This is a genomic window from Pseudoduganella dura (genome assembly GCF_009727155.1).
Classification (GTDB): Bacteria; Pseudomonadota; Gammaproteobacteria; order Burkholderiales; family Burkholderiaceae_D; genus Rugamonas; species Rugamonas dura.
The window spans coordinates 5,051,849-5,068,617 of sequence record NZ_WNWM01000002.1 but is presented as its reverse complement, the minus strand read 5'-3'; the positions used below and the strand labels follow the sequence as shown (position 1 = coordinate 5,068,617).

Genomic DNA, 16,769 nt, shown 5'->3' with positions numbered 1-16,769 from the left:
CGAACCGGCAGCAATATACACCTGCCGCCGGGCTACAATCCGCGGGAGACGAACAGCATCACCAGAGGACCGATCATGTACTGTGCCGCCACCCGGCAATTCGCCCGCGAGCAGGAAGCGCTGATCCTGCCGCTCGAGGCGCGCGTCCACGCGCAGGCCGACGGCCGCGCCGCGGGCCGCGAGGAATGCATGCGCGACTATGCGCGCGTGCTGTATTCGTCGTCGTTCCGCCGGCTGCAGGGCAAGATGCAGCTGCTGGGCGTGGACGCCGCCAATTTCAACCGCAACCGGCTCACGCACAGCCTGGAAGTGGCGCAGATCGCCCGCTCGATCGCCGCCGACCTGGGGCTCGAGCGCAGCGTGGTCGCCGAAACCTGCGCGCTGGCGCACGACCTGGGCAACCCGCCGTTCGGCCATTACGGCGAACGCATCCTCGACGAACTGGGCGCCGGCGACGGCGGCTTCGAGGGCAACGCGCAGGCCTTCCGCATCCTGCGCACGCTGGAAAAGAAGCACCACGCGTATGCCGGCCTGAACCTCACGGTGCGCACGCTGGCCGGCATCACCAAGTATTTCCATCGGCGCGCCGACAACCCGAAAAAATTCCTGTACGACGACGATTATCACTTCCTCGCCGGCGAGCTGGCGCGGCATGGCCTGTCGATCGGCAAGACCATCGATGCGCAGATCATGGATCTGTCGGATGAGATCGCCTACGCCGCGCACGACCTGGAAGATGCGATGAGCTTCGGCATCATCACGTGGGGCGAAATCCTGCACGAGTTCCGCATCAGCCGCGACTTCGCCGACGCCTTCGAGCCATTCTCGCGCATCGCCCACGGCGCCCATGAAGAAGCGCTGAAAAGCGAGGCCCAGGCCAGTTCGGAGGAATACTCGATCGTGCTGCGCAAGGAGATGACTTCGCAGATCGTGCACGAGCTGTGCCGCGACATCGCCGTCATCGAGGGTCGGCACGGCCCGGAGCTGGGCTACCGCACGATGGGGCCGCTGGCGCGCGGGCTCAAATCGCTGCTGTGGAAGGCGATCCTGCGCAAGAAGGATGTGCAGCTGTATGAAAAACGCGGCGAAAAGATCATCCGCGGCCTGTTCGAGGTGCTGACGGACCGCAACTACAACCGCGACAACGTGCTGCTGCCGCCGGAACTGCGCTGCCTGGCCGATTCGCGCGCGCGGCTGGTGCTGGACTACATCGCCGGCATGATGGACGTGAACGCCGCCGCAGAATACGAGAAATACTTCGGCAAGGGCAGCCTGGAGCGCATCTATGGCTGATCCGGGAAATATGGCAAAAGACCTGGTGTCCGGTTCCGTGGATGCATGGCGGCAGGCGGAGCTGGCAGGTTTCCTGCTGCCCGAACAGCAGGAAACGCTGCACGGGCAGGGATGGCTGACGATGCTGGCGCCGCGCGCGGCGGGCGGCGCCGAGCTGCCGCTGCCGGCGGTGGTGCGGCTGGAGGAAGAGATCGCCGCCACCGACGGCAGCCTGGGCTGGGTCGTCACGCTGTGCGCGGGTGCCGGCTGGTTCGCCGGCTTCCTGCCCCCTGCCCTGGCGAGCGGGATCATCGGCACGCCGGGCGTGTGCCTGGCCGGCAGCGGCGCGCCGACCGGATTCGCGGACACCGACGGCGACGACTTCATCATTACCGGCCGCTGGGATTACGCCAGCGGCGCGCCGATGGCCACGCATTTCACGCTGAACGCCGTGCTGCGCATACGGGGAGAGATTGTTCGCGACGAGGCGGGCAAGCCGCGCATCCGCGCTTTCGTCGTGCCGGCGCGGCACGTGACGCTGGAATCGTCGTGGCGCAGCATCGGCCTGCGCGCCTCGGCCTCGCATGCCTACCGCATCGACGGCGCGCGCGTGCCGGCCAGCCATGGTTTCGCCATCGATGCCGCCCACGCCACGGCGGACGGCCCGCTGTACCGGTTCCCGTTCATGGCGCTGGCCTACGTGACGCTGGCGGCCAACCTGCTCGGCATGGCCGGGCGCTTCGTCGCGCTGGCCGAACCGCTGGTCGCTGCGCGGCGGCAGCACGGCAGCGGCGTGCCCCTGGCCGAAGTGCCGTCGGTGGCGGCGCGGCTGGCGCGGGCGCGCGAGGAACTGGCGGCGGGCCGCGCGGCGCTGCATGAAACACTCGACCGCGCCTGGGCCGACGTGGTGCGCCACGCCGTACCGGACGAGGAAAGCCTGCAGCAGGTATCCTTGCGGCTTGTCGAAACCTGCCGCCGCAATGTCGATGCGCTGTATCCGTATTGCGGGCTGCAGGCGGCGCGCGAGGACGCCGCCATCAACCGCGTCTGGCGCGATTTCCATACCGCCACGCAGCATGCGCTGCTGCTGCCGGACTGAACTCTACTGGAACACGAGGGGGCATCATGAAGCAGCACCGTTACCGCGTCACCGTCGAACACCTGCAGGATCCGGGCGGCCATCCCGTCACACGCGATTCCCTGGCGTTCGAGGTCGGCAACCACGACGACATCTTCGCCATCGTCGAGCGCATGCGCGGCCGTGGCGATTTCGGCCCGGAAACCGCCACGGCGTTTGCCGTCGGGCTGAAACTGTTTTCCGAGGTGATGCTGGAAAACCGCGATCACCCGCTGTTCGCCGAATTCCAGCCCCATTTCCGGCAATTCATGAAGGAGCTGAAAAAGGGGCCCGCATCCGGAGCGTCCCCGGACGGGCCCCCTGCCCTGCCCAAGACGCCTTAGCGGCCCCGGTAGGCCTAGTGAACGACGGCGTGGAGTGACTTGCCTGACGTGACCGGGCGCGGGTTCAGCCGGTCCAGCCGGCCGGACAGCGCCGTCAGGCCATAGGCGCCCAGTACCACCAGCGCGCCGATCCAGCCGGTGTGCACGAGGCCGAGCTGCTCGACGATATGTCCGCCGCCCCACGCGCCGCCGGCGATGCCGAGATTGAACGCGGCAATGTTGAGCCCGGAAGCCACGTCGACGGCGCGCGGCGTGTAGTGTTCCGCCTGCTGCACCACGTACACCTGCAGCCCCGCGACGTTGCCGAATGCGACCGCGCCCCACAGCAGGACCGTCAACACCACCAGCCACGGGTGCGGCGCGGTGAACGTCAGCGCCAGCAGCACGGCGGCCAGGCCCAGGAAGATGATCTTCAATGCGCCGATCGGGCCGCGCCGGTCGGCCAGCCTGCCGCCCCAGATATTGCCGAAGGCGACCGATACGCCATACACCAGCATCACCAGGCCCACGGCACTTTCGCCGAAGCCGGCCACCTGCTGCAGGATCGGCGCCAGGAACGTGAAGGCGATGAACGAGCCGCCATAGCCGACCGCCGTCATCGCGTAGACCAGCAGCAGCCTGGGCTGCGCCAGCACCTGCACCTGCGCCAGCAGCGATGCGGGTTTCGTGTGCTGGATATCCGTCGGCACGAACAGCAGGCTGCCGATGAACGCGACCACGCCCAGCGCCGACACCGCCAGGAACGTTTCGCGCCAGCCGAAGTGCTGGCCGATGAAGGTACCCAGCGGCACGCCGGTGACCAGGGCAACGGTCAGGCCGGTAAACATGATGGCGATCGCGCTGGCCGCCTTTTCCTTGGGCACGAGCGACGTGGCGATCGTCGATCCGATCGAGAAGAACACGCCATGCGCCAGGCCAGTGAGGATACGGGCGGCCACCAGCGATTCGTAGCCCGGCGCCTGCCAGGCCAGCAGGTTGCCCGCGGTGAACAGCACCATCAGTGCCAGCAGCAGCAGCTTGCGGGGCACCTTGCCGGTCAGCGCCGTCAGCACGGGTGCGCCGATGGCCACGCCGAGGGCGTACAGGCTGACGAGCAGGCCGGCCGACGGCAGCGTGACGTGCAGGTCGGCCGCCATGGTGGGCAACAGCCCGACGATGACGAATTCGGTGGTTCCGATGGCAAAGGCGCTGATCGTGAGCGCCAGCAGGGCAATGGGCATGAATGACTCCTGTAAAGTACTGAATGGTGAATGCAATACCGTGCAGTATCCCGGAAGTGATTCTTTCGAAAAAGCCTTAGCGAAGCAGATGTTCTTTGACCCAGCCGCAACAATATGAATAGTGAAGCACTCTCCCGGTTGCTCGTTCGCGAGATGCCATATGGGAAATACAAGGGCCGCACGCTGGCCGAACTGCCCGGCCATTACCTGGGCTGGATGGCCCGCGAAGGTTTTCCGAAAGGCGAACTGGGCGCGTTGCTGGCGCTGATGTACGAACTCGACCACAACGACCTGCGGGGGCTGCTCGATCCGCTGCGCGCCCCAGGCAGGCGCTAGGAAGCGCTTGCCTGGGGCACAGGGCGGATCGACAGTTCCGGGTAGCCGGTTCCGCTGTCGTGTTCGCGGGCGAATACGTGGCCGGGCAACAGCGCCACCAGCAGCTCGGCGGTCGTGCGCACGATGCAGCCCGGCGCGACGTGGCCGCCGGACACGCGGCCCGCCGCGTCGGCGACGGCCATGTGCAGGTGCGCGCCATCGGGCGACACCGAGCCGGCCAGCGTCAGGATCTCGAGATCTCCCGCGAGCACATCGGGCTGCGGACGGCCGGCGAAGCGCAGCCGCGCCACCGACAGCGAGCCGATGCCCTGCAGGACAAAGGCTGCGCCGTGTTCGCGCAGGACCGCTTCGATCGCGCCTCGCAGGTCGTCTCCCGGGCGCAGGCGCAGGGGCATGGAAAGGATCGTCATCGCTTCGGTTGGTTGGTTCGAGAAAAGGCGCGTGTCGTGAAGAATGATCAGCCGCGGCAAGCGTCATGATTGTGACATTTTTGAACTGCTGTGTTACTTTTTTGTTGGCTGTTGTCCTACAAAGTACCCTCCTGATCTCTTATAAAAACAGCCATCCATTGAGCCTAAGATGAGCGCTCCCTTACACGACTTGAACGCGACGCCGGACATGACGACAGCGGGCGGAAACAGGTGCAAAAGGGATGCAATGTTCATAGCTTACTAGGAGATCACCATGGCTTCATCGAACCAAGGTAACAACCAGGGCGGCAACAAAGGCAGCAAGCAGAGCGGCGATACCAGCAACCGTGGTTTTGCTTCCATGGACCCGCAACGCCAGCGTGAAATCGCCTCCGAAGGCGGCCGCGCTGCGCACGCCTCCGGCAACGCACACGAATTCACATCGGAAGAAGCACGCAGGGCCGGCAGCATGAGCCACAAGAACGATGGCAATCGCCAGAGCGGCAACCAGGGTTCCGGCGGCGGCAACCAGGCCAGCCAGGGCGGTAATCAGGGCAACCAGGGCGGCCAGGGTGGCGGCGTGCGCGGCGGCACGCCCGAGCAGCATGCGCAGGCAGGCCGCCAAAGCCACAAGAACGACGACAAGCGCTGAGCGCGCTTGGGAAACAGCGGCGCCCGGGCGCGGTTCCCGGCCATTCGGGAACACCTGTCGAAAGCCGCCCGCATGAGCGGCTTTCGATCATGTGCCGTCACCGGATGAAGTGCCGCATCGATAGCGGCCGGCGGATCAGGAGCACTGCGCCACCGGCGCTCCCGTACGTGCGCGTTCGGCATGCGGATGGGGCAGCGCGAGGCGGCGGCCCTCGCCCAGCATGCGCTGGAAGTCGACGGCGGGCACGGGCTGGCTGAACAGGTAGCCCTGCAGCTGGTCGCAACCCAGGTCGCGCAGGAACGTCATCTGGTCTTCCGTCTCCACGCCTTCCGCGACGATCTCCTGCCGCATTTGCTGCGCCATCGTGACGATCGCGCGGGCGATCGCGCAGTCGTTTTCCTCGTGCGGCAGGCCGATCACGAAGGCGCGGTCGATCTTCAGCGTGCTGATCGGGAATTTCTTCAGGTACGCCAGGCTCGAATAACCGGTACCGAAATCGTCCAGCGCCAGCGCCAGGCCCATCGCCACCAGGTCGTTCATGATCCCGATAACGGTGTCGGCGCCGCGTACCAGCAGGCTTTCCGTGATCTCCAGCATGACCTGCTCGGGGCTCACGTCGTGCCGTTCGAGCACCGCCGCCATGCGTTGCGGCAGGCCGGTGTCGAACTGCCGGGCCGACAAATTGACGGCGACCGGCGGCATCTCCAGGCCGGCGTCATGCCACTGCCGGATCTGCCGGCACGCCTCCTCGATGGCCCAGTCGCCCAGTTCCATGATGAGCCCCGTTTCTTCCGCCACCGGGATGAACACGCCCGGCGATACCAGCCCGCGCACCGGGTGCCGCCAGCGCAGCAATGCTTCTGCGCCAACGATGCGGCCGCTGCGCAGGCTTACCTTCGGCTGGTAGTACAGCAGCAGTTCGCCGTTCGCCAGCGCATCGCGCAATTCGCTTTCGATACGCAGGTGTTCCTTGGCGTGCTGGTTCATCTCCTCGGAAAAGAACAGCAGCGCCGGCTCCATGCTGGTTCCGGCACGCATCGCCGCTACGTCCGCCCCGCGCAGCAGCGCGCCGGGTTCCTGCGCATCCTCGGGATACACGGCGATGCCGACATGGGTGCCGACCTGCAGCGAGCGCCTGCCGACGCCGATCGGCGCGGCCAGCACTTCGACCAGCTTGCGCGCCACCAGCGCCGCCTGCTCGCGCCGCTCGACCCGCGGCAAGGCAATGGCGAACTTGTTGCCGTCCAGCCTGGCCAGGATATCGCCTTCGCGCAGCCGCGAGCGCAGCAGCCGGCCCGCTTCGACCAGCAACGCATTGCCGACATCGTGGCCCAGCGTGTCGGAAATCGAGCCCAGCCGCGTGATCTCGACGACCAGCAGCGCGCCGGGCTCGTGCGTGCGGCGCGCCTCCGTCATCGCCTGCCCCAGCAGCTGCATCAGCAGGCCCTGGTTCGGCAGGCCGGTCAGCGCGTCGTAATTGGCCATGCGCTGCATGCGCGCCTCGGCGTCCTTGTGCACGCTGATGTCGGTAAACAGCGAGAACGTGTGGCTGATGCGGCCATGTTCGTCGCGCACGGCGCTGACGATCACCGATTGGGGGAACAGGTCGCCGTTCTTGCGGCGGCCCATGATTTCGCCGCGCCACGGCGCGCCGCCCGCCATGGCCGCGCGCGCCTGGCTGCGGAAGCCGGCGCCGTGCATGCCGGAGCGCAGCAGGTCCGGGGTCTTGCCGATGGCCTCGGCCATCGTGTAGCCGGTGATGCGGGTGAACGCGCTGTTGATCGACACGATCCGCTCATCGGCGTCGGTGACCAGCACGCCCTGGTCGGTTTCCTCGATGATGCGCGCATGCAGGCTGGTCTTCTCGGCCGCCGACAGGCCTTCCTTCATCCGCGTCAGGCGCACATGCATGCCGGCCGCGCCGCCCGCGTCGTTGCCTGTATCGTTGTCGGTGCCGTCGCCCGCCTTGCCGCCCTCCTCCACCAGCGTGATCGACAGCCGGACCCAGATCGCCTCGCCGGATTTCTTGCGGCGGCGCACCTCGGCCGTCGCGTTGTCCGCTTCCACGACGAGTTCGGCGATGCTGCCCTCGTCGTCGTCGGTGTACAGGAACAGCACGTGCTGGCCCACCGCTTCGGCCGCGCTGTAGCCGAACATCTGCTCGGCGCCATCGCTCCAGCTGGTCACGTAGCCGGCCAGGTCCAGCGCCAGTGCCGCTTCTTCCGCTTCGGGCTGGCTGCCCAGGGCGGCCAGCCCGGCCTCGAGCTGGTCCAGCGTTTGCGCCAGTGCGGCTCCCTGCTGCGCGCGGGCGGCCCGGCACAGCGCCAGGCAGTGCATGATCGCGGTATCACGCATGGCAGCGGCCCGCCATGTCGCCTGTCACGGCCAGCATCCACAGGTTGGCGTCGATCACCATCGCATTGAAGTCGGCGGCCGGTATCCGGGCACCCTCGAGCGCCGTGGAGACGGCATCGAAATCGGCCTGCTCCGCCGCTTCCACCAGCGCCAGCAGCGCACCGATGTCGCCCTGGCGCGAGAGCAGCGCGCGCTGCACGGCGGCCGAGAGGGCCAGCGGCGCCAGCACGTCGGCCAGCGGCGCGCCGAACAGCGCGCCCAGCAGCGAAAACATGCCGGTCATGAAGGCCTGTTCCTGGTTCAGGCGATCGAGGCCGGTGGCCCGCGCCAGCAGTTCCATCAGCCGAGCCCGCACCGACACCCGGGCCAGCAGCATCGCCGAGCGCCCGTCGCCGCCGCGCGCCGCGAACAGCATCAGGTTGAGCCAGCGGCGCAGCTGCTGGCGCCCCAGCAGCAGGATCGCCTGCGAGAAATTGGTGATGGTGCGGCCCGTGCCCTTCCGGACGCCTGCGCCGAGCGAATTGACCAGGCGGAGCAGGTGGTACGACAGCGTGGGATCGCGGCGCAGCAGGGCTTCGATCTCGTGGGTGTCGGCATCCGCGTTGACCCGCTCCACCAGTTGCAGAGCCAGCGCGCGCGACGCCGCGCCGTTGCCGGCCGGTCGCGCCGGCGGCGCCAGCGCCCAGTCGCCTTCGATCCAGGCCACCTGGAACGGCAGGGTCTTGCCGGGTGGCGCATCGGCGCGCAGCGTGCGCTCGGCCGCCAGTTCGTGCCAGCCGGCCTGCCGCAGGGGCGCTGCCGCCGCTTCGGCAAGCCCGGTACGGAAGTGGCAGGGAAACTCGGCCGCGAGCCGGGCCAGCGCCTGGGCGGGCGATGCCGGCTTGTCGTTCCGGGCCGCCAGCACCAGGCCGGCGGGAACGCCCGTGCGATCGGCAAGCAGTTGCAGGAATATCGTGTTCATGGAAGCATCCCGAAAGGTGGCGTGAGCCGACGAATCCGATGCTACCCCGAAACAATTGGCGACAGTCAATAGTTAGCGCAACGCACTATCGCTGTCACGCGCGCTTTCTTTTACCTTGTTGATGTATCGCAATCATGTCGTTGGCAAATGCCGACACAGCCGGTCGAACAGCGTGCCCGCGCGCATCCGCGCCAGCCACCATTGCAGCGCGGCGCCCGTCTCGCCGGTGCGCCAGGCCAGGTAGAAGGTCTCGTCCGGCTTCGGCTCCTCGACGTCCTTCTCCACCAGCAGCCCGGCGGCGATCGCCGCCCGGGCGCATGGCTCGGGCAGGAAACCGAAGCCCAGGCCGGCCACCTGGTATTGCACCTTGGAAGCCATGTCGGGAACCGTCAGCGTGTCCTGCCCCAGCAGCAGGCCCACGGTGCGGGGCGCCATCTGGCGCGCCGAATCGGCCATGGCGACGGCGCGGTGCCGCTGCAGGTCGGCGCGACCCAGCGTGCCTTCGATGGCGGCCAGCGGGTGCGAAGGCGCCACCGCGAACACCCAGCGCAGCGTGCCGATCGGTTCGGAGATGTAGCCGCCGCCGGCCGGGCCGTCGCCGGGCGCGCCGATCACCAGGTCGACGCGGCGATCCAGCAGCGCCTCCCAGGTGCCCGACAGCGCCTCGCGCACGATGCGCAGCCGGGTTTGCTGGGCAACCTCGTAGAAGGCGCGGATGTCGTCGCCGAACGCGAGGCTGGAAAACATCGAATCGTGGCCGATCGCCAGCTCCGTCTCCCAGCCCGAAGCGACGCGGCGCACGCGGTGCTCCAGGTCCTGCGCCGCGCGCAGCAGGTAGCGGCCTTCCTTGAGCAGCTCGCGGCCGGCTTTTGTCAACTCCACTTTCGGGCCGTTGCGCTCGAACACCTGCACCCCGAGATCATCTTCGAGCTTGCTCACGGTGTAGGAAATGGTCGATGGCACGCGGTGCAATTCCTTGCCGGCGGCCGAAAAGGAACCGCGGCGGTCGATCGCGTCGACGATCTGCAGGGCTTCCAGGCTGAGTCTGAGCATGTTCGAATTTTTCGATAGCAGAGGGGTAAATTTTCCGTTTTTTTAATCGTTTGCCGAGGCCTATACTCTTTTCATCCGAGCTGATAACACACCAGATGGTGTGTTCGAAACGATCGCAAACAACATCAAGGAGCATATCATGCAAGAAGTCCGTCGCAGTGAAGAACGCGGTATCGCCAACCATGGCTGGCTCGATTCCCGTCACACCTTTTCGTTCGGTCATTACCACGACCCGCGCCACATGGGCTTTGGCCCGCTGCTGGTGATCAACGAAGACAAGGTGATGCCGGGCCAGGGCTTCGGCACCCACGGCCACCGCGACATGGAAATCATCTCGTACGTGCTGGAAGGCGCGCTGGAGCACAAGGACAGCATGGGCAACGGCAGCGTGCTGCGCTACGGCGACGTGCAGCGCATGACGGCCGGCACCGGCGTGCGGCACAGCGAGTTCAACCACTCGCCGAGCGAACGCGTGCACTTCCTGCAGATCTGGGTGCAGCCGGCAGAAACGGGCATCGCTCCCGGCTACGAGGAAAAGCACTTCTCGCCGGAGAGCAAGCAGGGCAAGCTGCGCCTGATCGCTTCCCCCGACGGCCGGGACGGTTCGGTGACCATCCACCAGGATGCGCGGATCTACGCAACGATCCTGAACGAGGGCGACAGCGTATCGCATGTGCTCGACGATGAGCGCACCGGCTACGTCCACGTGATCCGCGGCACCGTGACCGTCAACGGCACCGCGCTGAAAGGCGGCGACGCGCTGAAACTGACCAAGGAAACGCGGGTGACGCTGGACAAGGCCGAGGCGGCCGAAGTGCTGGTCTTCGACCTGCCGTATTGAGTGTAATTGCCGAGTTCGTGTCATGGTGCCTGACCCCTTGACACGGACTCAGCTATAGACTCGTGCAGCACGACGCACGCAACTGCGCCTGTAAAGGCCGAGCCCGTGTCATGGTGCCTGGCACCATGACACGGGCTCGGCCGTTGGTGGCTCCAGCCGAAACCACAATTTTTGTTATGATGAGAGGCTATACGTACCCGAATGAAAAGAGCTTAGCCATGCTGCCCGCTGCTGAAATCCCTGTCGCCTCGTCCGATCTCGAATATGTCACCTCGTGCGCGCTGCCCACGCCATGGGCGGAATTCACGCTGCACGCGTTCATCGAGCATTCGACCGGCAAGGAACACCTGGCGATGGTGCTGGGCGATATCGGCGACGGCGCGCCGGTGCTGGCGCGCGTGCACAGCGAATGCCTGACGGGCGACGTGCTGTTTTCCCAGCGCTGCGACTGCGGCGCCCAGCTCGAAGGCGCGCTGCAGCGCATCGCCGCCGAAGGGCGCGGCGTGCTGCTGTACCTGCGCCAGGAAGGCCGCGGCATCGGCCTGCTGAACAAGATGCGCGCCTACCGGCTGCAGGAGGCCGGCGCCGATACCGTGCAGGCCAACGAGCAGCTCGGTTTCAAGCCGGACCAGCGCAGCTATGAACTGGTGGCGCCGATGCTGCACCAGTTCGGCGTGCACAGCCTCAAGCTGATGACCAACAATCCCCGCAAGATCGCCGCGATGGAAAAGCTGGGCATGCCCGTTTCCGAGCGCGTGCCGCTGCTGGTCAACCGCAATGTCTTCAACCAGCATTACCTGAACACGAAGGCGCTGAAGCTGGGGCACATGATGACCCCCGTCGTCGCCACGGCCACCAGCGACGGCGAGCAGTGATGCCGCGGGCGCGCTCGCCCGCCCTGCCCGTTTTCATATGTAACCGCTGGTAACCGCATGCCCGTCGCGGCACGCCGGTCGTAATTCCTGAGGTACACTGTTCTTTGTTAAAAGAAGTTCAGTGACTACATGCTACCAACCCGGCTTGCTGCAACCTTCCAGTTCGCGATCACCCTCACCTGCGGCGCCGCCGCATGGGCCGCGCCCGCTCCCCCGTCGACACAGCCAGCCCTGCCCGGTTCGCAGCCGGCGCCCGGCGGCGCCCCCGCGCCACGGCGCGCGCCGGCGCAAGGCGAAACGGCGCCGCTGCCCACGCCCTCTTCCGCCGCCCAGAAACTGTACGCCGCGGCCAAGGCCGACCTGCTGCAGGTGCGTTCGCTGCTGAAAAGCGGCCGCACCCAGTCGTCGGTCGGTTCCGGCTTCCTGGTCGGCACCTCGAACCTGGTGCTGACCAATTACCATGTGGTTTCCGAGTTCGCGCTCGACCCGGCGACCTATACCGGCGAGTGGGTCGACACGTCCGGCCAGCGCGGCAGCATCGAACTGCTGGCGGTCGACGTGCTGCACGATCTCGCGGTGGTGCGCGTCAACCGCTACGGCACCGGCTTCTTCAAGGTGCCCGAGGATGCGGTGAAGCTGACCCAGGGCCAGTACCTGTACTCGCTCGGCAATCCGCTCGACCTGGGCTTCGCGATTTCCGAGGGCGCCTACAACGGCGTCATCTCGCGCAGTTTCTACGACCAGCTGATGTTCACCGGGCCGATCAATTCGGGCATGAGCGGCGGGCCCAGCGTGACGGCCGACGGCGAAGTGGCCGGCGTCAACGTGGCCAAGCGGCTCGACGGCGAGCTGGTCAGTTTCCTCGTGCCGATCCGCTATGCGCAGCGGCTGCTGAAGCAGGTGGCGGAAAAAGCCGTGCCGCCGAAGGATTTCACGGCCATCGTCACGCAACAGCTGCTGGCCCACCAGAAGGGGATGGTCGACCAGTTGCTGTCCGGCCCGCTGACGAAGAAGGTCATGGGCTCGTACGAAGTGCCGGTGCGCGAATCGGAACAGATGCGCTGCTGGGGCAACTCCAGCGCGCAGGCGGCGGCGCGCAGCGAAAAGCCGTTCGCCGTCGATACCACCAGCTGCGCGATGGAGTCGGCGGTGTTCGTTTCGGGATCGCTGCAGACCGGCGCGATCGGCATCCGCCACCAGTACCTGCGCAGCACCGGCCTCGATGCGATCCGCTTCGCGCAGCTGTCATCGGCCTCGTTCAAGAACGAGTCGTTCGGCAGCTACAAGGACAGCCGCATGACCGGCCCGCAATGCACCGAACAGTTCGTGACGAACGGCTCGCTGCCGATGCGCGCCGTGCTGTGCGTGCGCGCCTACCGCAAGTTCGCCGGCCTGTACGATTTCTCGCTGCTCACCGCCAGCACCGATGACGGCGCCATGAACCTGCAAAGCCGGCTCGATGCGCGCGGCGTATCCTACGAAAACGGCATGCGCACCGCGCGCGCCTTCCTCGAAGCGCTGGCGCGCACGAGCGTCAAATGACGGCGCCCTACTTCATCGAGATCCTGGCGCGCAACGGCGACGTCCTCTCCAGGCAGCGCTTCGAGTCGCTGCCCGTCACGCTCGGCCGCGGCTACGACAACGACGTCGTGCTCGACGATGCCCACACGGCCCCGCACCATGCGGTGCTGGAACGCGAGGACGACGGCGCCCTCGTGCTGCGCGACGCGGGCAGCCAGAACGGCATCGTGCTGCACGGGCGCCGCGAACCCCTGGTACCGCTGACCGGCACCACGGTCGTGCGGCTCGGCCATACGCGGCTGCGCGTGCGCGACGCCAGCTTTCCCGTCGAACCGGAACTCACCGATACCACGATGCATGCGTGGGAAGGCGGCGCGCCGGCGCTGGCCGGGCTGGCGCTGGTCGCCCTGTTCATCGGCGTCGAGCAGGCGCTGACCGATACCGAGGGCTTCCAGGCGATCCGCTACCTGCTGACGATCGCCTCCGGACTGGGCGCGGGCCTGTTATGGAGCGGCATCTGGGCGCTGGTCAACCGGCTGTTCGGCAGCCATGCGCGGCTGGGCCGGCACCTGTTCATCCTGGGCGCCGGGCTGGTCACGATCGGTGCGTGGAAGGCGCTGTCGTCGGTGCTGGCGTTTGCCTGGTCCGCCGAAGTGTTCACCCGCTACGGCAACCATGTGGCGATCCTGATCGTCTGCTGCATGGTGTACTTCCACGTGCGCACCGTGCGCCCGCAAATGCAGCCCCGCCGGCTGCAGATCGCCTGCGGCGTGCTGCTGGGGCTGGGCTCCGGGCTGGTCCTGATGAGCAACCTGCAGGGCACCGGGCGATTGGCGGACGAGCTGTACATGTCGGTGCTGCTGCCGCCGTCCGTGCGCCAGAGTCCGGATCACAGCGTGGACGACTTCATGGGCGCGGCGGCACGGCTCAGGGCGGAAGCCGATGCCGAGCGCAAGCGCGACGTTTCCGGCGATGAAGCGGACGACGAGGACGACGACTGATCTGTACAATGTTGAAATGACCATCGAACGTCCCGACATCCTCGCTGCCTTGCGTGATGCCACCGCCAGCCGCCACGCCGAACTGGACGGTGGCATGCCCCTTGCCCGCCCATGCGCGGCGCTCGACGACTACCGCGACCATCTCGCGCTGCTGCGGCGCTGGCTGGAGCCGGTCGAGGCATGGCAGGCCCGGTTCGCCGACGGCCCGCAGGATGCCGGATTGCTCGCCCCCGCCCCCATCTGCCGCTGATCGAAGCCGACCTGGCCGATGCGTCGCTGCCGCCGGTCGACGCGGCGCTGCCGCCGGCGCAGTGGCAAGGGCGCGACAGCGCCGCCTACCGCTGGGGCGTGGCGTACGTGATCGAAGGCTCGCGCCTCGGCGGTGCCGTGCTGTACCGGCGGCTGGCGGAGCGGCTGGCGCCGCACCCGCTGCGCTACCTGCACAACGACGGCGTGCCGCCGGGCCCGCGCTGGCAACAGTTCATGCGCGCGTTGCGCGCGCACGTGCAGGGGCAAGCCGCGATCGCCGAGGCATGCCAGGGCGCGCGCGATGCCTTCGACAGCCTGATCGCCCTGCGGCGCGCCGCCGGTGACGCTGCCCAATCGCGGGCCGCCGCATGAACCAGCCGCCGGCTCCCCTGGCGACACCTGGCGCGCCGGTCGGCCTGGACAACTGCGCGGACGAACAGATCCACATCCCCGGCCTGATCCAGCCGCACGGTGCCCTGCTGGCGTTCGCGGCCGACGGCACGCTGCGTGCCTGGAGCGCCAACGTGCCGGACCTGCTGGGCTTCGTGCCCGCCCTCGGCATGCCGTATGGCCAGTTGCCGCTCGCGGCGGACGTGGCGCAGCAGTTGCGCGAATGCTTGGAGGAAGGCGCCGATTCGCCGACCGGCATCGAGGCGGTGATCGCCGGCCGGACGTTCGACTGCGTGGTGCACGGCAACGGCACGCATGCGATCGCCGAGTTCGAGCTGCGGCACGTGGCGGCCGATGCGCTCGCGGCATTCGCGCTGAAGGCGCACGCGGCCATCGAGCGGCTGCGCCGCCAGCGCTCGATCGATGCGCTGCTGCGCCACGCGGCCGAGCAGGTGCGCGCGATCACCGGCTTCGACCGGGTGATGGCCTACCGCTTCCGGCACGACGACAGCGGCGACGTGGTGGCCGAGGCGCGGCGCGAAGACCTGCCGCCGTTCCTCGGCACGCGCTATCCGGCCGGCGACATCCCGGCGCAAGCGCGCCGCCTGTACACGATCAATACGCTGCGCCTGATCGCCGACATCGCCTACGTGCCGGTGCCCGTGCTGGGCGCGCCGGGCGATGCGCCGCTGGACATGAGCCACTCGGTGCTGCGCAGCGTGTCGCCGATCCACGTGGAATACCTGCAGAACATGGGCGTGAGCGCGTCGATGAGCGTATCGATCGTCGTCAATGGCCGGCTGTGGGGGCTGATCGCCTGCCATCACATGGCGCCGCTGCGCATTCCCTATTCGGTGCGCATGGCCTGCGATGTGACCGCCCAGGTACTGGCCGCCGCGGTGCAAAGCATCGATTCGCGCGAGCGCATGACGCTGGCCGAGCAGGCGGCCGGCGTGCGCACCCGCCTGATCGAAACGCTGCTGCACGAGGAAGACGTGCTCTCGGCGCTGGAGCAGCATGCCGGCGACCTGGCCGCGAACCTGGGTGCGGACGCGCTGGTCTTCGCGCAGCAGGGCAAGCTGGCGGCGCACGGCGTGGACGAGGAACTGGCCGCGGCGATCATCGCCTCGCTGCCGCCGGATGGCGACGAAATGCTGCACCGCTGCGACCGCGACGAATGGCCGGAAGCGCTGCGCCCGCGCATCGGCCCCTGGGTCGGGCTGCTCGCGTTGCACTACGACCCGGCCACGGCCGGCTGGCTGCTGGCGCTGCGCAAGGAACAGGTGGAAACGGTGCGCTGGGCCGGCAAGCCGGAAAAGCTGGAAAAAACCGGCCCGCTGGGCCACCGCCTGACGCCGCGCGGCTCGTTCGACGAATGGGTGGAATCGGTGCACGACAAGGCGGTGCCGTGGGAATCGGCGCGGCTGATGGTGGCCGACCAGCTGCTCGGCGAAATGCATCGCGCCAGCATGGCGCGCCACGCCGAGACGGAAAGGGCGCGCATGCAGCTGCTGGCGATGCTGGGCCACGACCTGCGCGACCCGCTGCAGTCGATCTCGATGGCCGCCACCGTGCTGCAGCACGGCGCGCAGCCGCAGCAACTGGGGCAGCGTATCGAACGGTCGTCGGGCCGGATGCAGCGGCTGATCAGCCAGGTGCTCGACATGAGCCGGCTGGACAGCGGCCTCGGGCTGGCGATGCGCAAGATCGACGTGGATCTGTCGAAGCTGGTGGAAGACCTGCTCGATGAAATCCGCATGGCGCATCCCGGCACCGTCTACCGCGCCGATATCGTGCCCGCCATCCATGGCTGCGCCGATCCGGACCGCATGGCCCAGGTCGTCAGCAACCTGCTCAGCAACGCGCGCCATCACGGCAGCAGCGGGCAGCCGATCCTGGTGTCGCTGCGCGCCGAAGGCAACCGGGCCGCGCTCGAAGTGCGCAACGACGGCGCGCCGATCGCCCCCGAGCTGGAGGCGCAACTGTTCAATCCGTTCAAGCGGATGGCGCTGCAGAACCGGGCCAACCGCACCGGCATGGGCCTCGGGCTGTACATCGCCGAGAACGTGGTCAAGGGGCATGGCGGCACGGTCGCCTACCGCTACGAGGCGCCGCACGTGGTATTCCGGGTCACGTTCCCGCTGCGGCCGGACGGGGAATCCGCCGCCTGAC

Annotated in this window: 17 protein-coding genes; 12 read left to right on the top strand and 5 right to left on the bottom strand. The window is 67.7% G+C overall.

Annotated features, from left to right (window positions below):
- Nucleotides 1-75 precede the first annotated feature (75 nt).
- Genes dgt through GJV26_RS22205 form a run of 3 tightly spaced genes read left to right on the top strand, consistent with a single transcriptional unit; the run spans nt 76 to nt 2,733 of the window.
- Complete coding sequence (gene dgt, locus GJV26_RS22215) at nt 76-1,293, top strand: dGTP triphosphohydrolase (protein ID WP_155710882.1); 1,218 nt, start codon at nt 76-78, stop codon at nt 1,291-1,293.
- 10 nt (nt 1,294-1,303) lie between these two features.
- Nucleotides 1,304-2,371 (top strand): acyl-CoA dehydrogenase family protein, encoded by a 1,068-nt coding sequence (locus tag GJV26_RS22210; RefSeq protein WP_229419386.1) that lies wholly within the window; start codon nt 1,304-1,306, stop codon nt 2,369-2,371.
- Between the two features lie 26 nt (nt 2,372-2,397).
- Nucleotides 2,398-2,733 (top strand): DUF3861 domain-containing protein, encoded by a 336-nt coding sequence (locus GJV26_RS22205; protein WP_155710880.1) that lies wholly within the window; start codon nt 2,398-2,400, stop codon nt 2,731-2,733.
- A 14-nt stretch (nt 2,734-2,747) separates the two neighbouring features.
- On the opposite strand, the gene GJV26_RS22200 is transcribed toward GJV26_RS22205, so the two are convergent.
- Complete coding sequence (locus GJV26_RS22200; protein ID WP_155710879.1) at nt 2,748-3,953, bottom strand: MFS transporter; 1,206 nt, start codon at nt 3,951-3,953, stop codon at nt 2,748-2,750.
- A gap of 114 nt (nt 3,954-4,067) precedes the next feature.
- On the opposite strand from GJV26_RS22200, the gene GJV26_RS22195 reads away from it, so the two are divergent.
- Nucleotides 4,068-4,289 carry a DUF3820 family protein gene (locus GJV26_RS22195; protein ID WP_155710878.1) on the top strand — a complete coding sequence of 74 codons (222 nt, stop codon included), beginning with the start codon at nt 4,068-4,070 and terminating at the stop codon, nt 4,287-4,289.
- On the opposite strand, the gene GJV26_RS22190 is transcribed toward GJV26_RS22195, so the two are convergent.
- Complete coding sequence (locus GJV26_RS22190) at nt 4,286-4,693, bottom strand: PPC domain-containing DNA-binding protein (protein WP_189442296.1); 408 nt, start codon at nt 4,691-4,693, stop codon at nt 4,286-4,288. The two genes, GJV26_RS22195 and GJV26_RS22190, sit on opposite strands and share 4 nt — an antisense overlap.
- A gap of 280 nt (nt 4,694-4,973) precedes the next feature.
- On the opposite strand from GJV26_RS22190, the gene GJV26_RS22185 reads away from it, so the two are divergent.
- Entirely contained in the window at nt 4,974-5,351 is a 378-nt protein-coding gene (locus GJV26_RS22185; RefSeq protein ID WP_155710876.1) for a KGG domain-containing protein, read from the top strand.
- A 135-nt stretch (nt 5,352-5,486) separates the two neighbouring features.
- On the opposite strand, the gene GJV26_RS22180 is transcribed toward GJV26_RS22185, so the two are convergent.
- The 3 genes from GJV26_RS22180 to GJV26_RS22170 form a co-directional block, all read right to left on the bottom strand.
- Nucleotides 5,487-7,706, bottom strand: coding sequence for a putative bifunctional diguanylate cyclase/phosphodiesterase (locus GJV26_RS22180; RefSeq protein WP_155710875.1), 2,220 nt, complete (start codon nt 7,704-7,706; stop codon nt 5,487-5,489).
- On the bottom strand, nt 7,699-8,667 hold the full coding sequence (locus tag GJV26_RS22175) for an EAL and HDOD domain-containing protein (protein WP_155710874.1): 969 nt from the start codon (nt 8,665-8,667) through the stop codon (nt 7,699-7,701). Before GJV26_RS22175 ends, GJV26_RS22180 begins: the two co-directional genes overlap by 8 nt.
- Nucleotides 8,668-8,799: 132 nt before the next feature.
- Complete coding sequence (locus GJV26_RS22170) at nt 8,800-9,720, bottom strand: LysR substrate-binding domain-containing protein (protein ID WP_155710873.1); 921 nt, start codon at nt 9,718-9,720, stop codon at nt 8,800-8,802.
- 139 nt (nt 9,721-9,859) lie between these two features.
- On the opposite strand from GJV26_RS22170, the gene GJV26_RS22165 reads away from it, so the two are divergent.
- The 7 genes from GJV26_RS22165 to GJV26_RS22140 all read left to right on the top strand — a co-directional run bounded on the left by GJV26_RS22165 (nt 9,860) and on the right by GJV26_RS22140 (nt 16,768).
- Entirely contained in the window at nt 9,860-10,561 is a 702-nt protein-coding gene (locus GJV26_RS22165) for a pirin family protein (protein WP_155710872.1), read from the top strand.
- A gap of 218 nt (nt 10,562-10,779) precedes the next feature.
- Nucleotides 10,780-11,436, top strand: a complete 657-nt coding sequence (gene ribA, locus GJV26_RS22160) for a GTP cyclohydrolase II (protein ID WP_155710871.1) — start codon at nt 10,780-10,782, stop codon at nt 11,434-11,436.
- 129 nt (nt 11,437-11,565) lie between these two features.
- A complete protein-coding gene (locus GJV26_RS22155; RefSeq protein ID WP_155710870.1) occupies nt 11,566-12,978 on the top strand; it encodes a S1 family peptidase in 1,413 nt (470 codons plus the stop codon).
- Nucleotides 12,975-13,958, top strand: a complete 984-nt coding sequence (locus GJV26_RS22150) for an FHA domain-containing protein (RefSeq protein WP_155710869.1) — start codon at nt 12,975-12,977, stop codon at nt 13,956-13,958. The genes GJV26_RS22155 and GJV26_RS22150 overlap by 4 nt, the downstream gene beginning before the upstream one ends.
- Before the next feature lie 16 nt (nt 13,959-13,974).
- Complete coding sequence (locus GJV26_RS30635; RefSeq protein WP_308807639.1) at nt 13,975-14,208, top strand: heme oxygenase-like domain-containing protein; 234 nt, start codon at nt 13,975-13,977, stop codon at nt 14,206-14,208.
- Complete coding sequence (locus GJV26_RS22145) at nt 14,139-14,579, top strand: biliverdin-producing heme oxygenase (RefSeq protein WP_308807638.1); 441 nt, start codon at nt 14,139-14,141, stop codon at nt 14,577-14,579. Before GJV26_RS30635 ends, GJV26_RS22145 begins: the two co-directional genes overlap by 70 nt.
- On the top strand, nt 14,576-16,768 hold the full coding sequence (locus GJV26_RS22140; protein WP_155710868.1) for an ATP-binding protein: 2,193 nt from the start codon (nt 14,576-14,578) through the stop codon (nt 16,766-16,768). The genes GJV26_RS22145 and GJV26_RS22140 overlap by 4 nt, the downstream gene beginning before the upstream one ends.
- The last annotated feature ends 1 nt before the right edge of the window (nt 16,769 follow it).

Excerpts from the sequence above, each read along its gene's own strand:
- dgt (WP_155710882.1), top strand. The coding sequence starts at position 76 with ATGTACTGTGCCGCCACCCGGCAATTCGCCCGCGAGCAGGAAGCGCTG.
- GJV26_RS22210 (WP_229419386.1), top strand. The coding sequence starts at position 1,304 with ATGGCAAAAGACCTGGTGTCCGGTTCCGTGGATGCATGGCGGCAGGCG.
- GJV26_RS22205 (WP_155710880.1), top strand. The coding sequence starts at position 2,398 with ATGAAGCAGCACCGTTACCGCGTCACCGTCGAACACCTGCAGGATCCG.
- GJV26_RS22200 (WP_155710879.1), bottom strand. The coding sequence starts at position 3,953 with ATGCCCATTGCCCTGCTGGCGCTCACGATCAGCGCCTTTGCCATCGGA.
- GJV26_RS22195 (WP_155710878.1), top strand. The coding sequence starts at position 4,068 with ATGAATAGTGAAGCACTCTCCCGGTTGCTCGTTCGCGAGATGCCATAT.
- GJV26_RS22185 (WP_155710876.1), top strand. The coding sequence starts at position 4,974 with ATGGCTTCATCGAACCAAGGTAACAACCAGGGCGGCAACAAAGGCAGC.
- GJV26_RS22180 (WP_155710875.1), bottom strand. The coding sequence starts at position 7,706 with ATGCGTGATACCGCGATCATGCACTGCCTGGCGCTGTGCCGGGCCGCC.
- GJV26_RS22175 (WP_155710874.1), bottom strand. The coding sequence starts at position 8,667 with ATGAACACGATATTCCTGCAACTGCTTGCCGATCGCACGGGCGTTCCC.
- GJV26_RS22170 (WP_155710873.1), bottom strand. The coding sequence starts at position 9,720 with ATGCTCAGACTCAGCCTGGAAGCCCTGCAGATCGTCGACGCGATCGAC.
- GJV26_RS22165 (WP_155710872.1), top strand. The coding sequence starts at position 9,860 with ATGCAAGAAGTCCGTCGCAGTGAAGAACGCGGTATCGCCAACCATGGC.
- ribA (WP_155710871.1), top strand. The coding sequence starts at position 10,780 with ATGCTGCCCGCTGCTGAAATCCCTGTCGCCTCGTCCGATCTCGAATAT.
- GJV26_RS22155 (WP_155710870.1), top strand. The coding sequence starts at position 11,566 with ATGCTACCAACCCGGCTTGCTGCAACCTTCCAGTTCGCGATCACCCTC.
- GJV26_RS22150 (WP_155710869.1), top strand. The coding sequence starts at position 12,975 with ATGACGGCGCCCTACTTCATCGAGATCCTGGCGCGCAACGGCGACGTC.
- GJV26_RS30635 (WP_308807639.1), top strand. The coding sequence starts at position 13,975 with ATGACCATCGAACGTCCCGACATCCTCGCTGCCTTGCGTGATGCCACC.
- GJV26_RS22145 (WP_308807638.1), top strand. The coding sequence starts at position 14,139 with ATGGCAGGCCCGGTTCGCCGACGGCCCGCAGGATGCCGGATTGCTCGC.
- GJV26_RS22140 (WP_155710868.1), top strand. The coding sequence starts at position 14,576 with ATGAACCAGCCGCCGGCTCCCCTGGCGACACCTGGCGCGCCGGTCGGC.